The 16,097-nt window shown below is 71.9% G+C and carries 16 protein-coding genes; 6 read left to right on the top strand and 10 right to left on the bottom strand.

All coding sequences use genetic code 11. The annotated features are described in order from the left end of the window. The first annotated feature begins 55 nt into the window (after positions 1–55). The gene (locus tag ABT127_RS32170) at positions 56–772 is read left to right on the top strand and encodes a bifunctional DNA primase/polymerase (protein ID WP_351457779.1); all 717 of its coding nucleotides are present in this window, start codon (positions 56–58) and stop codon (positions 770–772) included. 48 nt (positions 773–820) lie between these two features. On the opposite strand, the gene ABT127_RS32165 is transcribed toward ABT127_RS32170, so the two are convergent. From ABT127_RS32165 to efeO, 4 genes are read right to left on the bottom strand one after another with little or no spacing between them, the layout of a single operon-like run. Continuing rightward, positions 821–1,816 carry an SCO2278 family lipoprotein gene (locus ABT127_RS32165; RefSeq protein WP_351457776.1) on the bottom strand — a complete coding sequence of 332 codons (996 nt, stop codon included), beginning with the start codon at positions 1,814–1,816 and terminating at the stop codon, positions 821–823. Positions 1,817–1,864: 48 nt separating this feature from the next. Next, positions 1,865–2,710, bottom strand: coding sequence for an iron uptake transporter permease EfeU (gene efeU, locus ABT127_RS32160; RefSeq protein ID WP_351457774.1), 846 nt, complete (start codon positions 2,708–2,710; stop codon positions 1,865–1,867). Between the two features lie 3 nt (positions 2,711–2,713). Then, a complete protein-coding gene (gene efeB, locus ABT127_RS32155) occupies positions 2,714–3,988 on the bottom strand; it encodes an iron uptake transporter deferrochelatase/peroxidase subunit (RefSeq protein ID WP_351457771.1) in 1,275 nt (424 codons plus the stop codon). A gap of 29 nt (positions 3,989–4,017) precedes the next feature. Beyond that, positions 4,018–5,160 (bottom strand): iron uptake system protein EfeO, encoded by a 1,143-nt coding sequence (efeO, locus tag ABT127_RS32150; RefSeq protein WP_351457768.1) that lies wholly within the window; start codon positions 5,158–5,160, stop codon positions 4,018–4,020. A gap of 222 nt (positions 5,161–5,382) precedes the next feature. Between efeO and ABT127_RS32145 the strand changes: the two genes are divergently transcribed. Then, positions 5,383–6,024: a PhzF family phenazine biosynthesis protein gene (locus ABT127_RS32145; protein WP_351457766.1), complete on the top strand. Its 642-nt coding sequence runs from the start codon at positions 5,383–5,385 to the stop codon at positions 6,022–6,024. Between the two features lie 38 nt (positions 6,025–6,062). Here the strand turns inward: ABT127_RS32145 and ABT127_RS32140 are convergent, their stop codons facing one another. Further along, the gene (locus ABT127_RS32140) at positions 6,063–6,713 is read right to left on the bottom strand and encodes a biliverdin-producing heme oxygenase (protein WP_351457764.1); all 651 of its coding nucleotides are present in this window, start codon (positions 6,711–6,713) and stop codon (positions 6,063–6,065) included. 168 nt (positions 6,714–6,881) lie between these two features. Further along, a complete protein-coding gene (map, locus tag ABT127_RS32135) occupies positions 6,882–7,748 on the bottom strand; it encodes a type I methionyl aminopeptidase (RefSeq protein ID WP_351457761.1) in 867 nt (288 codons plus the stop codon). Positions 7,749–7,815: 67 nt separating this feature from the next. On the opposite strand from map, the gene ABT127_RS32130 reads away from it, so the two are divergent. After that, a complete protein-coding gene (locus ABT127_RS32130) occupies positions 7,816–8,049 on the top strand; it encodes a hypothetical protein (protein WP_351457758.1) in 234 nt (77 codons plus the stop codon). A gap of 54 nt (positions 8,050–8,103) precedes the next feature. Here the strand turns inward: ABT127_RS32130 and ABT127_RS32125 are convergent, their stop codons facing one another. Then, positions 8,104–8,715, bottom strand: a complete 612-nt coding sequence (locus tag ABT127_RS32125) for a hypothetical protein (protein WP_351457756.1) — start codon at positions 8,713–8,715, stop codon at positions 8,104–8,106. A gap of 99 nt (positions 8,716–8,814) precedes the next feature. On the opposite strand from ABT127_RS32125, the gene npdG reads away from it, so the two are divergent. Both npdG and ABT127_RS32115 read left to right on the top strand, forming a co-directional pair. Further along, on the top strand, positions 8,815–9,540 hold the full coding sequence (npdG, locus tag ABT127_RS32120) for an NADPH-dependent F420 reductase (protein ID WP_351457753.1): 726 nt from the start codon (positions 8,815–8,817) through the stop codon (positions 9,538–9,540). Between the two features lie 105 nt (positions 9,541–9,645). Further along, positions 9,646–9,834 carry a hypothetical protein gene (locus ABT127_RS32115; protein WP_351457751.1) on the top strand — a complete coding sequence of 63 codons (189 nt, stop codon included), beginning with the start codon at positions 9,646–9,648 and terminating at the stop codon, positions 9,832–9,834. Here ABT127_RS32115 and ABT127_RS32110 read toward each other — a convergent pair. After that, positions 9,824–10,624 (bottom strand): site-2 protease family protein, encoded by an 801-nt coding sequence (locus ABT127_RS32110; RefSeq protein ID WP_351457748.1) that lies wholly within the window; start codon positions 10,622–10,624, stop codon positions 9,824–9,826. The two genes, ABT127_RS32115 and ABT127_RS32110, sit on opposite strands and share 11 nt — an antisense overlap. 213 nt (positions 10,625–10,837) lie before the next feature. On the opposite strand from ABT127_RS32110, the gene ABT127_RS32105 reads away from it, so the two are divergent. Continuing rightward, positions 10,838–14,185, top strand: a complete 3,348-nt coding sequence (locus ABT127_RS32105) for an AfsR/SARP family transcriptional regulator (RefSeq protein ID WP_351457746.1) — start codon at positions 10,838–10,840, stop codon at positions 14,183–14,185. Positions 14,186–14,210: 25 nt separating this feature from the next. On the opposite strand, the gene ABT127_RS32100 is transcribed toward ABT127_RS32105, so the two are convergent. Together ABT127_RS32100 and ABT127_RS32095 are read right to left on the bottom strand one after the other, a co-directional pair. Beyond that, positions 14,211–15,044 carry an ABC transporter permease gene (locus ABT127_RS32100; protein ID WP_351457743.1) on the bottom strand — a complete coding sequence of 278 codons (834 nt, stop codon included), beginning with the start codon at positions 15,042–15,044 and terminating at the stop codon, positions 14,211–14,213. After that, on the bottom strand, positions 15,041–16,072 hold the full coding sequence (locus tag ABT127_RS32095; protein ID WP_351457741.1) for an ATP-binding cassette domain-containing protein: 1,032 nt from the start codon (positions 16,070–16,072) through the stop codon (positions 15,041–15,043). The genes ABT127_RS32100 and ABT127_RS32095 overlap by 4 nt, the downstream gene beginning before the upstream one ends. Between the last annotated feature and the right edge of the window lie 25 nt (positions 16,073–16,097).

Genomic DNA, 16,097 nt, shown 5'->3' with positions numbered 1-16,097 from the left:
CCCGTCGGCGGCACTGGCCGCCGTGGCCGGCACGAGGGCGTCGACGAGGAGATAGATGGGCACGGAGCGGAGCGGACGGTACGGACTGGGCCGGATCTCCCAGTGGCTGAAGAACGCCCGGGGCCCACAGGAGGCCGAGGCCGACACCGAGCGCGAGCCGCTGCTCCTCGCGGCCGCCGGCGCCGGACTTCCGCTGGCCCCGGCCGCGTACCCGGCGGACTACCGATGTTCGTGCAACCGCATAGGCTGCCCGACCCCTGGCAGGCACCCGGTCTCCTTCGCCTGGCAGACCCAGTCCACGACGGACCGGTCGCAGATCGAGCGCTGGGCCCGGCACCAGCCGCTGGCCAACTTCATCACCGCGACCGGCATGGTCCACGACGTCCTGGACGTCCCGACCGAGGCCGGCCAGGAGGCCCTGGACCGGCTGCTCTCCTCCGGCGTCGACGTCGGCCCGGTCGCCCTCAGCGGCGACGACCGCATGCTCTTCTTCACGGCGACCCGCGGCACCCCGGACGACGAGGACGAGTGGTGGCCCTGCGAGCTGGACTGCCACCCCGAGACGATGGACGAACACCCCGGCCTGCGCTGGCACTGCCGCGGCAGCTACGTCCTGGTCCCGCCGGCCCGGCTGCCCGGCGACCGGTCGGTGCGCTGGCTCCGCGGCCCGGAGCACCCGCTGCCGGACCCGCTGACCCTGCTGGAACCCCTGACGGACGCCTGCGCCCGCTACGCCGGGGCGGAGCCCGACTTCACCTCGGCCTGGCCGTAGAGCGCCCCGTCGGGAGCGAGGGGAACCGCACGGGGGACGGGCCGCAGGTCAGGACCCCTCGGCCGAGGTGATCCCCTCGAGCCGGGCCAGCACCTCGACAGCCGGATCGGCGGCGCCCTTCCCGGGGACCAGCGCGGCCTGGTTCGACACGTACCCGTACATCGCCGACTGCTTCGCGTCCCCCGTCATGAGCGCCTTCACCCCGACGTTCATGGACGGCAGATCGCTTCCGGGCGACGCGGTCTGCTTCACGTACCGCCGCGTGGTGAAGAAGACGAGCGCCCCGCCGTCGGCGGTGCGCAGCGCGACCGGCGCGTAGTCGCCGGACGTGAGCGGCTCGTCGATGTACTGCGTGGCGAGGCCGGGCCGCGAGAGGTTCTTCTTGCGGCCGGCGAGCCACTGCGAGGTGAACGCGCCCTTGGTGAACGCGTCCCCGCCGCCCGACTTCGGGTCCAGGTAGTCGGCGTACTTCCGGCTGAGCGCCGACGGCTTCACGGCTAGCCCGGCGGAGCCGTTGCCGACCGCCTCGCCGTAACCGTCGGCGTCCGTCTGGAACGCCGGCACCTTGCCGTCGCGGAACAGCATCAGATACGACACCGCCCAGGGCTCGCTCACGTCGTCGCGCGTGAAGACCATGACCCAGCGGTAGCCGTCGAACCGGTTGTTGTCGGCGTCCGCGACGAACCAGCGCGGCCAGCCCGCCTTCTTGGGGACGGTGTACTTCACGTCGGTGAGCTTCAGCGGCCGGGGGTTCTTGTTGCCGTCCGGGCTGAGCTTGCGCGCCGCCTTCAGCTTCGCCGTGTCGATCGCCCCGAGCGGCCCGGTGACGTACGCGGCGTCGTCGGCCCGGTCGTAGGTCCGCTCGGCCTTGGTGTACGCGGACACGAAGGCATCCAGAGCACGCGCGGCCTGCGCCTTCGTGGTCGTCGGGACGACCTCCAGCTCCCCGTGCACGGTCATGCAGCCGCTCGCCGTGAGGGACAGCACGACCGCCGTCGCCGCCGTCGCGGCGGGCCTGCCGAGCCTGTTCATGACCTTGCTCATGACGTTGACTTCACCCTTCGCTCCCCTGCCCCTTCACGGGGCCGAACCCTACCGGGAAGAGGAAGCCTCCACTGCCCCGGCCCTCTCGGAACGCCGGACCGTGAAACCGAGGAAGAACGCCATCGTCGGGATCAAGTACAGGCACCAGACGACGACTTGCAGGACTGTGGGGTCGGGCTGGAAGTTGAAGACGCCCTTGAGGAGGGTGCCGAGCCAGCCGTCGGGCGCGATCGTCGAGCTGATGTCGAAGGCCAGGTTGTTGAGGCCGCCGATGAAGTCGGCCTCCTGCAGGTCGTGGACGCCGTACGCGAGAACGCCCGCGGCCACGACGACGAGCATGCCGCCGGTCCACGTGAAGAACTTCGCCAGGTTGATGCGGAGGGCGCCCCGGTAGAACAGCCAGCCGAGCACCACCGCGGTGGCCAGGCCGAGCAGCGCGCCGACCACCGGTTCCGTGGTGCCGTCGCTGGTGGCGTGCACCGCCGTCCACACGAAGAGCGAGGTCTCCAGGCCCTCGCGGCCCACCGCGAGGAAGGCCGTGACGACGAGCGCCGCCGTGCCCATGCTCAGCGCCGAGTCCAGCTTGCCCTGCAACTCGGTCTTCAGGTGCCGGGCGGTGCGCCGCATCCAGAACACCATCCACGTCACCAGAGCCACGGCGACGATCGAGAGTGAACCGCCCAGCGCCTCCTGCGCCTTGAACGTCATCTCCTGCGAGCCGAACTCCAGGCCCGCGCCGAACGCCAGCGCCAGGAACACGGCGGCCCCGATGCCCAGCCACACCGGCTTCAGCGCGTCCCTGCGGTCCGTCTTCACCAGGTAGGCGACGAGGATGCAGACGATGAGGCTGGCCTCCAGGCCCTCGCGCAGCCCGATCAGATAGTTCGCGAACATCCCTCACACATCCTTCGCTGCGAAGAGGCCACGGCCCCACCAGTCACTCGCGTCCCGCACGCCCGGCGGCACCGCGAACACCGCGGACCCCACGTGCTGGATGTACTCGTTCAGCGCGTCGTGCGCCGAGAGCGCGCGCTGCACGGGGACGAACCCCGTGCGCACGTCCTTCTGGTACGCGAGGAAGAACAGCCCCGCGTCGAGCCGGCCGAGCCCGTCCGTGCCGTCGGTGAACGAGTAGCCCCGGCGCAGGATCGTCGCCCCGTGGTTGGAGTCCGGGTGCGCGAGGCGCACGTGCGCCGTCGGCTTCATCGCCTTCAGGAACGGCTCGTCGCGCTCCTTGGCCTTGCCGACCGGCGCGCCCTCGCCCTTGTCCCGGCCGAAGACGTCCTCCTGCTCCTGTAGCGAGGTGCGGTCCCACGTCTCGATGTTCATGCGGATGCGGCGGGCGACGAGGTACGAGCCGTTCGTCATCCAGCCGGCGTCCTTGTCGGTGACCCAGACGTGCCGGTCGAGCCGGGCCGTGTCGGTGCCCGCGATGTTGCGGGTGCCGTCCTTGAAGCCCATGAGGTTACGAGGGGTCTGCGCGTCCGGCGTCGTCGAGGACGTCTTGCCGAAGCCCAGCTGCGACCAGCGGATGGCGACCTTGCCGAAGCCGATGCGGGCCAGATTGCGGATCGCGTGCACCGCGACCTGCGGGTCGTCGGCGCAGGCCTGCACGCACAGGTCGCCGTCGCTGCGGGACTTCTCCAGGTTGTCGCCGGGGAACCGCGGCAGTTCGACCAGGGCCGCGGGGCGCCGGTCCGCGATCCCGAACTTCTTCCCGTACCGCTCGAAGAGGGAGGGCCCGAAGCCGATGGTCAGGGTGAGCCGGGACGGCTTGAGGCCCAGCGCCTCGCCGGTGTCGTCCGGGGGCGCCTCGGCGAGCCCGCCGTACGCGCCGTCGCCGACCGGCCGTCCCTCGGTCATCAGGGCGGCGGCCTTCGTCCAGTCCTTCAGCAACTGGACGAACTCCTCGCGGTCGTCCGTCTTCACGTCGAACGCGGCGAAGTGCAGCCGGTCCTGGACGGCCGTGGCGATGCCCGCCTGGTGCGCGCCGTGGAAGGGCACGGCGCCGCCCGACTCGGCGGCGGGCGTCATGTCGCCACCGCCGTCGTCGGACCGGGTCAGGGCGACGGCGCCGCCCGCCGCCGCGGCCCCGAGCGCGAGCCCGGCGCCGCCGACGGTGAGCAGGGAACGCCGGGACGGGGAGGGGGAGTTGACGGAGTTCTCCGGCATGGTGCGGGCCTCTCCTGGCTGCGTGACGGCTACTTGACGACGGCCGCGGCGAGCTTCGACAGCGGCTCCGCGAGCGCGTTGACGCCGTCGGACAGCTCCTTCTGGTCCGCCTTGCCGACCTTGTCGTAGGAGACGAAGTCGTACGAGGAGGTGTTCTTGCGGTACTTGTCGAGGAGGGCGTCGAGCGCGGCGAACTGCTTGTCGAGCTCCTTGGTGAGCGCGGCGTCGTTCTCCGAGGCGACCGGCTTCAGCAGCTCGTACGCCTTCTCCGCGCCCTCGACGTTGGCCTTGAAGTCGACCAGGTCGGTGTGCGAGTAGCGCTCCTCCTCACCGGTGACCTTGCCGGTGGCGACCTCGTCGAGCAGTTCCTTGGCGCCGTTGGCCATGGAGGTCGGGGTGATCTCGGCCTTGCCGACGCGCTGCTGCCAGTCGGCGAGGTCCTTGTCGAGCTGCGTGGCCAGCGACTTCTCGGCCGAGCCGATCTTCTTGTCCTTCCACAGCGCCTTCTCCAGGCGGTGCCAGCCGGTCCACTTCTGGCCCTCTTCGAGGCCGTCGGCGCGGGTGTCGGTCTTCGGGTCGATGTCGCCGAACGACTCGGCGACCGGCTCGGTGCGCTCCCAGCCGATGCGCGAGGGGGCGTAGGCCTTCTTCGCGGCGTCGAGGTCGCCCGCGCGGACGGCGTCGGTGAAGACCTTCACCTTCGGCAGCGTCTGGTCGGCCTGCTCCTGCGCGTACTGGCGGTAGCCGGCGACGGCCTTGTCCAGGCGCGGGTCGCGCTTGGCCGCCGTGCCGCCGGTGGCCTTCACGTCCTGGCGGTGGCCCTTGCCCTTCATGCCGGGGATGCAGGCGATGCGGTAGTCGCCGCTCTTCACCTCGGCGGTCAGGGTGTGCTTGGTGCCGGGGCCGATGTTCTCGCGCTCGGAGACGATGCGGTCGTCGGGGAAGAGGATCTCCACCTCGGTGACCCGCGAGCCCTTGTTCTCGACGGCCAGCTCGACGTGGCCGGCCGGGAACCGGGTCTTCGACACCTTGCAGCTGTCGTCGGTCGCGGTCACCCGGATCGCGCCGGAACCGCCGCTCTTGGCGTCGCTCTTCTCGGTGCAGCCCGTGACGACGGTCAGGGCCGCCGCCGTGGCTACGGCGGTGGTGACGGAGAAACGGACGGCTCGCATGCGGGCTCCAAGGGGCGTACAGACAGTGCACAGCTCGACTAAGGCGGCCCTAACTTATATGAGGCTTGCCTAAGTGCTACCCCCTTGTGGCGTGATTCACCTCTCATGGAAACCCGCTGGTCGCGAGGCGGATACAAGCGACCCATGGGCGACCCAGGAAGAGGTCAAGAGACGGTCAAGCGGGGGTGGTTGGGCGGCCGGATGCCGTGGTTCACTGCCGACATGAACGAGTACGACGTCCTGTCCGTCTTCTGCGGCCCCGACGGCCGGCACGGCAACGACCTCGGGGTCGTGCGCGACTGCTCCCGGATCCCGGACCCGGACGAGCGCCTGCTGTTCGCGGCGAAACTGGGCTTCAGCGAGACCGTCTTCGTCGACGACCCCGAGCGCGGCGTCCTCGACATCTGCACGCCCTCGACCCGCCTGCCGTTCGCCGGACACCCGTGCGTCGGCGCCGCCTGGCTGCTCGACGTGCCCGAACTGGTCGTCCCGGCCGGCGTCGTCGGAGCGCGCCTGGACGGCGAGTTCAGCTGGATCGAGGCCCACGCGGACTGGGTCCCGCCGCGCACGCTGCGCCAGTACGCGTCGGCCGCGGAGGTGGACGCGCTGGCGGTGCCGCCCGAGGGCGAGTGGATCTACGCCTGGGCCTGGGAGGACGAGGCGGCGGGCCGGGTCCGGGCCCGCGGCTTCCCCGGCCGCGGCGACGGCATCACGGAGGACGAGGCGACGGGCGCGGCGGCCCTCCTCCTCACGGCCCGCCTCGACCGGGCCCTCAACATCCGCCAGGGCAGGGGCTCCCAGCTCCTGACGGCACCCCAGCCGGGCGGCTACGTGGAGGTGGGCGGCCGGGTACGGCTCCGCTGAGCCGCGCTTCTCGCCCCCGCAGCCCCGGCCGCAGAGCATCAGGCCGCGCTGGAGAACTCCTCACCCAGCGCGACGAACACCGCGGTGTTCAACGAGAACGCCCGCTTGCACTCGGCGACCACCCGCTGCTGCTCCAGCTCGTCCACGGCGATGGCATCCAGCAGCTCCCGGTACTGCCGCTTGAACGCCGCCGGATTCGCGACCCCCTCGAAGACATAGAACCGCACCCCGTCGCCCTTGCGCGCGAACCCCCAGGTCTTCTCCGCCTTGTCGCGGATGATCTGCCCACCGGACAGGTCGCCCAGGTACCGGGTGTAGTGGTGCGCCACATATCCGGCCGGCCACTCCCGCACGCACTCCGCGATCCGGGCCGCGTACGCCTCGGTCGCCGGCAGCGCCGTGACCCGCTCGCGCCAGTCGGGCCCCCGCAGGTGCGCGAGGTCGCGCGCCAGCTCGGGCACGCGCGCCAGCTCGGTCCGGATGAAGGGGCCCGCGACCGGATCGTCGGCGAGGCGGTCCATGCCGTCCTCAAGCGCCTTGTAGACGAACCACAGTTGCTCCGTGTACCGCGTGTAGGCGTCCACGCCGAGCGTCCCGCCGAGCAGGTCGCTCATGAAGGTCGACGTCTCCGCCTCGGTGTGCTGCTCGTGCGAGGCGGTACGGATCAAGGTGGAGAACGGGGTGTCCATGGGGCCTCCGCCGAAAGTATTAGTTAGGTTAGCCTTGCCTAAAGTAGCACCCTTTTCGGCTTTCCCGACAGGCTGTCGGTAAGAAAATACCCGCTTTCCCGAACAGGGGAACGACAAAGCGAAAGCCCGCCCCGGGAACGGGACGGGCTGGTACGGAGCGGCTCCGGGCTACGGCAGGGTGAGGATCTCCGTGCCGGTCTCCGTGACGACGAGCGTGTGCTCGAACTGGGCGGTCCGCTTGCGGTCCTTGGTGACGACGGTCCACCCGTCGTCCCACATGTCGTAGTCGTGCGTGCCGAGCGTCAGCATGGGCTCGATCGTGAACGTCATGCCGGGCTGGATCACGGTCGTGGCGTGCGGGCTGTCGTAGTGCGGGATGATCAGGCCGCTGTGGAACGACGAGTTGATGCCGTGCCCGGTGAAGTCGCGCACGACCCCGTAGCCGAAGCGCTTGGCGTACGACTCGATGACCCGCCCGATGATGTTGATCTGGCGGCCGGGCTTCACGGCCTTGATCGCGCGGTTCAGCGACTCACGGGTCCGCTCGACGAGCAGCCGGGACTCCTCGTCGACGTCCCCCACGAGGTACGTGGCGTTGTTGTCGCCGTGCACCCCGCCGATGTACGCGGTCACGTCCAGGTTGATGATGTCGCCGTCGCGCAGCACCGTGGAGTCCGGGATGCCGTGGCAGATGACCTCGTTGACGCTGGTGCACAGCGACTTGGGGAAGCCGCGGTAGCCGAGCGTGGAGGGGTAGGCGCCGTGGTCGCACATGTAGGCGTGCGCGATGCGGTCCAGCTCGTCGGTGGTGACGCCCGGCGCGATCGCCTTCGCCGCCTCCTCCATCGCCTGCGCCGCGATCCGTCCGGCGGTCCGCATCGCCTCGATGGTCTCCGGCGTCTGCACCTCCGGACCCTTGTACGGGGTCGGCGCGGGCTTGCCGACGTACTCGGGGCGCCGGATGTTCCCGGGCACATGACGGGTGGGGGAGAGTTCCCCGGGTACGAGCAGCGACGACTGCGACTGGCCAGACATGCCAGCGAGTGTAACGAGCGGGACTGGGGGAGCATGGCCCTGAGCGCCCCGAGGAGAGGAGTCGGACATGGCCCTGTTCAAGAAGAGGACCGAGGGTAAACCCGGCGAGTGGTACTACTGCCTGGAGCACCGCAAGGTCGAGGAAGGCCCGGAGTGCCCGGCCAAGGACCGGTTCGGCCCCTACGCGTCGCGCACCGAGGCCGAGCACGCCATGCAGACCGCGCAGGAGCGCAACCTGGAGTGGGAGAACGACCCGAAGTGGCACGACACGGGGGCCTCCGGCGAGACCGGGAAGGGGTAGTCGGGCGGGTGCTCCACCGTCGTGGCTGGTCGCCACCGGCCCGCGCGTGATCGACTACCAGCGCGCGGGCGGCGGCGCCGTCAGATGGTCCGCCAGCCGCGACAACCGGTCCCGGAACGTCCGCCGCCCCCGCGCGGCGGCCCCCGCGTTCTCCCCGGCAGCCGCACTCACCAGGTGCTGGACCGTATCGAGATCGAGATCGGTCCCGCCGGGCACGGCCAGCGCGTCGTGCGCCAGCGCCCGCAGATCCGTGTTGGCCGCCACCTGCCCGTCCAGCGCCAGCACGGTCGCCCCGGCCCGCCGCGCGTCGTGCACCCGCTCCAGCAGCGGGGCCCCCACCGCGTCCGGCGTCACCACCAGCAACGTCTCCCCGCGCCGAGCCGCCGCGAGCCGCCCGAGACCGACGGCGAGATGAGCCGGATCACCGGGCCGCGCGGCATGCCGCACCAGGGTCGGCGACAGCTCCGGCGTGCCCGACCAGGCGGCCTCGTCGACCAGATGCGCGGCCAGGTGCCAGGGCTCGTACTCCTCGGTGCCGACCAGCAGCAGCCCACCCCCGTGCGCGCCCACCGAGGACCGCAGCGCCCCGGCGAAGCGACGGGTGGCGGCCGGCCACTCGGTGCCGGCGAGAACCTCGCGCAACAGCGCCACTCGTACGGCGTCCATGGGGCTGCATGCTGCCTCAAGTACTCCGCCCCGATGTGAGGTTCACGGCAAGACCGCCCGTACGGGTCGCCGCCCGGTACCTCTGAGTAAGGTCGCTCCATGACTACCAGTGATGACAGCGCACAGACCGCCCCGAAGGCCCCGGCCAAGGACCCCTGGGACCTGCCCGACGTGTCCGGCCTCGTCGTCGGCGTGCTCGGCGGCACCGGACCGCAGGGCAAGGGCCTCGCCTACCGCTTCGCGCGCGCCGGCCAGAAGGTGATCCTCGGCTCCCGCGCCGCCGAGCGCGCACAGGCCGCCGCGGAGGAGCTCGACGCACACGGTCTCGGCATCGAGGGCGCCGACAACGCCGAGTGCGCGCGCCGCAGCGACATCGTGATCGTCGCCGTGCCGTGGGACGGCCACGGAGCCACCCTCGAAGCGCTCCGCGAGGACCTCGCCGGCAAGCTCGTCGTCGACTGCGTCAACCCCCTCGGCTTCGACAAGAAGGGCGCGTACGCGCTGAAGCCGGAGGAGGGCAGCGCCGCCGAACAGGCGGCCGCCCTGCTCCCGGACTCCCGGGTCACCGCCGCCTTCCACCACCTGTCCGCGGTGCTCCTCGCCGACCCGGAGATCGACGAGATCGACACCGACGTGATGGTGCTCGGCGAGAGCCGCGCCGACACCGACCTGGTGCAGGCGCTGGCCGGACGCATCCCGGGCATGCGCGGCGTCTTCGCGGGCCGGCTGCGCAACGCCCACCAGGTGGAGTCCCTGGTCGCCAATCTGATCTCCACCAACCGCCGCTACAAGGCGCACGCGGGCCTGCGCGTCACGGACGTATAACCACCCGATAACCCCCACAAGGGGTTGTTCGGGTCGCCTTCGGGCGCGGGCGGGGCATGGGGGACACTGGTCGGCGAACACCAGCCGTGTATTGGAGCCGACCCCATGCCCCGCATCGCACTCTTCGCTCTCGTCGTCTGCCTGCTCGCCGTCGTGGCCGCCGTGGTCTCCTTCGTCCAGGGCAGCTTCCTCGGGATCGTGTGGGTGCTCATCGCGGGCATCACGTCGAACATGACCTGGTTCTACGCCCGCAAGGCCAAGGCCGAGAAGTCCCAGAGCGCCCCTACTGGCTGAACACCGGGATCTCCGGGGTGCCCTCCCAGAAGCGGTAGAAGCGCTGGCCCCAGTAGGTGTCCCAGTCGTGCACCCCGAGCGCGCGCAGCAGCGCGTCCACCACGTCGAAGAACACGTGGTTCACCGACGGGATCCACAGCAGCGCGAACACGGCGAGCAGACCGAACTGCGCGAACGGCTCCACCTGCCGCTTCACCTTGTACGACAGCCAGGGCTCGATGACGCCGTAGCCGTCCAGGCCCGGCACCGGCAGGAAGTTCAGGATCGCCGCCGTCACCTGGAGCAGCGCCAGGAAGGCCAGCGCGTAGCGGAAGGTGTCCGGCACGCCGTCCAGCAGGTCCAGCCAGAACGGCGCCGTGCACACGATCGCGAACAGCACGTTCGTCAGCGGACCCGCCGCCGAGATCAGGCTGTGCCGCCAGCGGCCCTGGATCCGGCCCCGCTCGATGAAGACCGCACCGCCGGGCAGACCGATCCCGCCCATGATCACGAAGAGGACCGGCAGCACGATGCTGAGCAGCGCGTGCGTGTACTTCAGCGGGTTCAGGGTCAGATAGCCCTTGGCGCCGACCGAGATGTCCCCGCTGTGCAGGGCGGTGCGGGCGTGCGCGTACTCGTGCAGACAGAGCGAGACGATCCACGCCCCCGTCACGAACAGGAACACCGCGAAGCCGGGCTGCGACGCGAAGTCCGTCCACACCGCCCAGCCGGCCACGGCCGTGATCGCGGCGATGCCGAGGAAGACGGGGCTGATCCTGCTGTCGCCTCGTCGGGATGTGGCGGTGCTCATGAGGACGGAACTCCCGGGTCGGATGGCGGGGGGCGTGCATGAACGTACCCGCCCTGCGGAGGAAACGTGTCGCGCGGGCGCGGGAGTTCCGCGGCGGCCGGGATCGGTGACGGCGACGGCCGGAGGGAAGCGGTGAGCGGCCGTTCGCGGCGCCGGCGGACGCTCTGGGCGGACCCGGCGGCCGGTTCCCGCGCGGGCGGGGACAATGGGCCGGTGCGCTATCGCCTCTTCGGCACCACCCAGGCTCTCCGCGACGACGGCACGGCCGTCCCCGTCGGCGGGGCGCGGCTGCGTGCCCTGCTCACCGTGCTCGCCCTGAGGCCGGGCCGCACCGTGCCGGTGGCGGCGCTCGTCGACGAGGTGTGGGGCGCCGAGCCCCCCGCCGACGCGCAGGGCGCGCTCCAGGCGCTCGTGGGGCGGCTGCGCCGGGTCCTCGGCGCCGCGGCCGTCGCCTCCGACGAGGGCGGCTACCGGCTGGTGGCCGTCACGGACGACATCGACCTGTTCCGCTTCGAGCGGCTGACCGCCGACGGCGCCCGCGGCCTCGCCGACGGCGACCCGGGCAAGGCCGCCGAGCTGCTCGACGAGGCGCTCGCGCTGTGGCGCGGGCCCGCCCTCGCCGACCTGCCCGACCGGGTGAGCGAGGCGGCCCGCTGGGACACTCGCCACCTGGACGCCCGCCGCACCCGGCTCGCCGCCCGGCTCGCCCTGGGCCGGGCCGAGGAGGCGCTGCCCGAGCTGACGGCGCTGTGCGACGCGCATCCGCTGGACGAAGCCCTCCAGGTGCTGCGCCTGCGCGCACTCCGCGATGCGGGCCGCACCGCCGAGGCACTGGCCGCGTACGACGGCATACGCCGCACCCTCGCCGACCGCCTCGGCACCGACCCGGGCCCTGAACTGCGCTCCCTGCACGGCGAGTTGCTGGACTCGGACACCGCCCGGCGGCACCCCGGCGCGGGGCAGGCGCTCCCGGCGGACCCCGACCACAGCGCCGCACCGCTCGCCCCGGCCCCGGCCGAACCGCGCACCCCGGGCAACCTCCGCGCCCGCCTCACCTCCTTCGTCGGCCGCGGCACCGACATCGACGCCATCCGGACCGAGCTCACGCAGGCCCGCCTGCTGACCCTCCTAGGCCCGGGCGGCGCCGGAAAGACCCGGCTGTCCCAGGAGGCCGCCGAAGGCCTCGCGGAGACCACCGCCCCGGACGGCGTCTGGCTCGCCGAACTGGCCCCGGTCAGCGATGCCGCCGCCGTCCCGGAGGCCGTCGTCAGCGCGCTCGGCGCCCGCGAGACCGTGCTGCGCGGCGCCGGCGCCGAGGAGCTGCGCGCCGTCGGGGAACGCCAGGGCGACGACCCGCTGGTCCGCCTCGTGGAGCACTGCGCCGACCGCCGCATGATCCTCGTACTCGACAACTGCGAGCACGTCGTCGAGGCAGCCGCCGCCCTCGCCGAGCACCTGCTGGCCCGCTGCCCGGGCCTGACCGTGCTCGCCACCAGCCGCGAACCCCTCGGCGTGCCCGGCGAGGTCCTGTACCCCGTCGAACCGCTGCCCCAGCCGTACGCGCTGCGGCTGTTCGGCGAGCGCGGCGCCACCGTCCGCCCGGGGTTCCGGGTCGACGGGTCCGAGGAGACCACGGCCGCCGTCACCGAGATCTGCCGCCGCCTCGACGGCCTCCCGCTCGCCATCGAACTCGCCGCGGCCCGGCTGCGGATGCTCACCCCGCGCCAGATCGCCGACCGCCTCGACGACCGCTTCCGGCTGCTCACCTCCGGCGCCCGCACCGCCCTGCCCCGCCAGCAGACCCTGCGCGCCGTCGTCGACTGGTCCTGGGACCTCCTCGACGACGGCGAGCGCGCCGTCCTCGCCCGGCTCTCCGTGTTCAGCGGCGGCTGCGACCTCACCGCCGCCGAGACGGTCTGCGGACCCGAGGCGCTGGACGCGCTGTCCTCCCTCGTCGACAAGTCCCTCGTGGTCGCCGCCCCCGACGACAGCGGCGAGATGCGCTACCGCCTGCTGGAGACCGTCGCCGAGTACGCGGGCGACCGGCTCGACGAGGCCGCCGACCGCACCGCCGCCGAGCGCGCCCACCTCACGTACTACCGGGAACTCGCCCGCACCACCGACCCGTTGCTGCGCGGCGCGGGCCAGCGCGCGGCCATCGCCCGGATCGAGCGCGACTACGAGAACCTGCGCACCGCCCTGCGCCGGGCCGCCGCCGCCCGCGACGAGCAGGAGATGCTTAGCCTGGTGCTCTCCCTGATCTGGTTCTGGATGATCCGCGACCTGCGCACCGACTCCCGCACCTGGACCATGGAGGCGGCGGCACTGGGCCCCGACCCCTTCGGCCCGGACGCCCGCCCCGCACCGCCGATCTACCAGCGCTGCACCGACCTGCCGCCCCCGCTCACCGGCGACCTCCTCGACGAGGCCCGCCGCGAGGTGCACCTGACCCGGCTCGGCTACATGGACATGGAGCTGGACGTGTGGCAGGGCGAGGAGGGCAGGGCCCGGCTGCGCACCATCGTCGACACCCTCGGCCCCGACCTGCCGCAGGCCTGCCGCCCGCCGGGGCACCTCTGGTACTTCGCCGTCCTGATGTCGGGCCAGGGCGAGCGGATGGAGGGGCTGAGCGACCGGACGGTGCGCACCTGCCGCGCCCTCGGCTACGAGTGGGAGCTCGCGCACGTGCTGCACCTGCGCGCCAACCTGCGGGCCAACCGCGTCGAGACCGCCGAGGCGGGGCTCGCCGACGCCGACGAGTCCCTGGACCTGTTCACCCGGCTCGGCGACGAGTGGGGGATGGCGGAGGCGCTGTCGGTGCGCGGCGAGGCGCACGAGAAGCTGGGCCGGTTCGACGCGGCCGCGGCCGACTTCACCCGGGCCCAGCGGGTCGCCGAGGAGGTCGGCGCCCACGCGCAGGTCGCGATCCTGTCGGTACGGCTCGGCAACGTGCTCATCGAGCAGGGGGAGGGGGAGCGCGGCGAGCAGATGCTGCGCGACACCCTCGACCCGGCCCGCAAGCACCACAACGAGGCCTGGCCGGCGGCCCGGATGTTCTTGCTCACGCGGCTCGCCTCGACGGGCCGTACCGCGGAGGCGCGCGGCCTGCTGGGTCAGTTGCGCGAAGAGTTCAAGGTCGCCGAGGTGCTGTTCTTCCGGGCCGTGCTCCTCGGCCTGGAGGGCATGCTCGACGTCCTGGAGGACTCCGCCGACCTCGCGCTGGTGAAGGCCCGGGAAGCGCTCGAGGTCGCCGACGACCCGCTGGCGACGATGCTCGAACCGCATCTGGCGGCGCTCCACCTGCTCACCGCGGCGAACGCCCTGACCCTGCGCGACGACGCGGGCGACGCGGCGACGGCCGCCCGGCTGATCGGCGCCTCCGACGCCTCGCTGCCGCCCGGGCACGTGCGCAACGTCATGGAGCGGGACTGGCGGGAGCGGGCCGAGCGCGGCGCACGCGGGAGGCTCGGCGACGAGCTGTACGCACGGGAGAACGCCGAGGGCGGTGGCCTCTCCGTGGAGGAGGCCACCGCCCTGCTGAGACGCGAGCCGACCGACTGACGTGCTGTCCCTGCGACAGCCGCGATCAGTTCTTGGTGGTGAACTTGCGGATCGCCACCGGCGCCATGACCGCGGTCAGCAGCGCCGTCCAGGCGAGGGTCACCCACAGGTCGTGGGCGACCGGGCCGCCGGTCATCAGGGCGCGGCAGGTGTCGGCCAGCGCCGAGATCGGGTTCCAGTTCGTGAAGGACTGCAGCCAGCCCGGCATGGACTGGGTCGGCGCGAAGATCGACGAGCCGAACTGCAACGGCATCATCACCAGGAAGCCCATGGCCTGCACGGCCTGCGCGCTCTTCATGGTCACACCGAGCACCAGGAAGATCCACATCAGGGACGAGCCGAACAGCGCGGTCAGACCGATCGCGCCGAACAGTCCGGCCCAGTTGGTGATGTCGAAGCCGACGAGCAGCGCGACGATCATCAGGACCGTGGTGGCGCACAGCAGGCGCAGCATCTCGACGACGACCTTGGCCATCAGCACGGAGCCGCGGCCGATGGGCAGGGACCGGAAGCGGTCCATGATGCCCTTCTGGAAGTCCTCGTTGAAGCCGGTGCCGACGCCCTGCGCGATGTTCATCGACATCATGGCGACCATGCCGGGGATCACGTACTGGACGTACGCGTCCTGGCCGCCGCCCATCGCGGAGCCGATGGAGCCGCCGAAGACGTACACGAACAGCAGGGTGAAGATGACCGGCATCAGGATGGCGTCGAACATCGACTCCGGGTCCTGCTTGATCCACAGCAGATTGCGGCGGATCAGCGCGCCGGTGTGGCGCAGGTGCCCGCGCAGACCGATCTTGGGGTCGGCGTCGACCGTGATGGTCGGCGCCGTGGGGTTCAGGGTGGCGGTACTCATACGGCGACCTCCGCGAGTTCGGGCCGGGCGTCCTGCGGGGCGGAGGCCTTCTGGCCGGTGATGGAGAGGAACACCTCGTCCAGGCTGGGCAGTTCGGTGGCGATCGAGCCGATGGTGATGCCGCGCGCGGTGACCGCGCCGACGACGGCCGTCAGCTGCTCGTCGCTGAGGATCGGGATCAGGACGGTGCCGGACTCGGTGTCCACGGTGGTGGTCGCGATGCCGGTGATGCCCAGGTCGTCCAGGGTGTTCGCGAGCGGGCGCAGCTCCAGCGGGTCCGCCGGGCGGATGCGCAGGGTGCGGCCGCCGACCTTCGCCTTGAGCTCCTCGATGCCGCCCGCGGCGATGACCTGGCCGCGGTCGATGACGGTCAGCTCGGAGGCCAGCTGCTCGGCCTCCTCCATGTACTGCGTGGTCAGCAGGACGGTGACGCCCTCGCGGACCATGCTCTTGACCTCGTCCCACACCTCGTTACGGGTACGGGGGTCGAGGCCGGTCGTCGGCTCGTCCAGGTACAGGACGTGCGGGCGGCCGATCATCGACGCCGCGAGGTCGAGGCGGCGGCGCATGCCGCCGGAGTACGTCTTCGCGGGGCGGCTGGCCGCGTCGGTCAGCGAGAAGCGCTCCAGCAGGCCGTCGGCCCGGGCCCGCGACTCCTTCTTGGACAGGTCGAGCAGGCGGCCGATCATGTACAGGTTCTCCCGGCCGGAGAGCTTCTCGTCGACCGAGGCGTACTGGCCGGTGAGGCCGATCACCCGGCGCAGCTGCCGGGGCTGGCGCACCGCGTCGTAGCCGGCGACCACGGCCGTGCCGGCGTCGGGGGTGATGAGGGTGGACAGGCAGCGTACGAGGGTGGTCTTGCCGGCGCCGTTCGGCCCGAGGACACCCATCACGGTGCCCTCGTGCACATCCAGGTCCACGCCGTCCAGGGCCTTGGTCTCGCCGTAGTGCTTGACCAGTCCCCGTACGGACACGGCCACCGGGCGGGCCTGCGCGCCGCCTTCTGCGGTCTTGTCGTTTCGCGTCATGCCCTCAAGGTGTCACCCCCCACCG

This window comes from Streptomyces sp. NPDC001904 (genome assembly GCF_040297005.1).
Classification (GTDB): domain Bacteria; phylum Actinomycetota; class Actinomycetes; order Streptomycetales; family Streptomycetaceae; genus Streptomyces.
The sequence above is the reverse complement of the archived record's forward strand: the minus strand, read 5'-3'. Positions and strand labels throughout refer to the sequence as shown.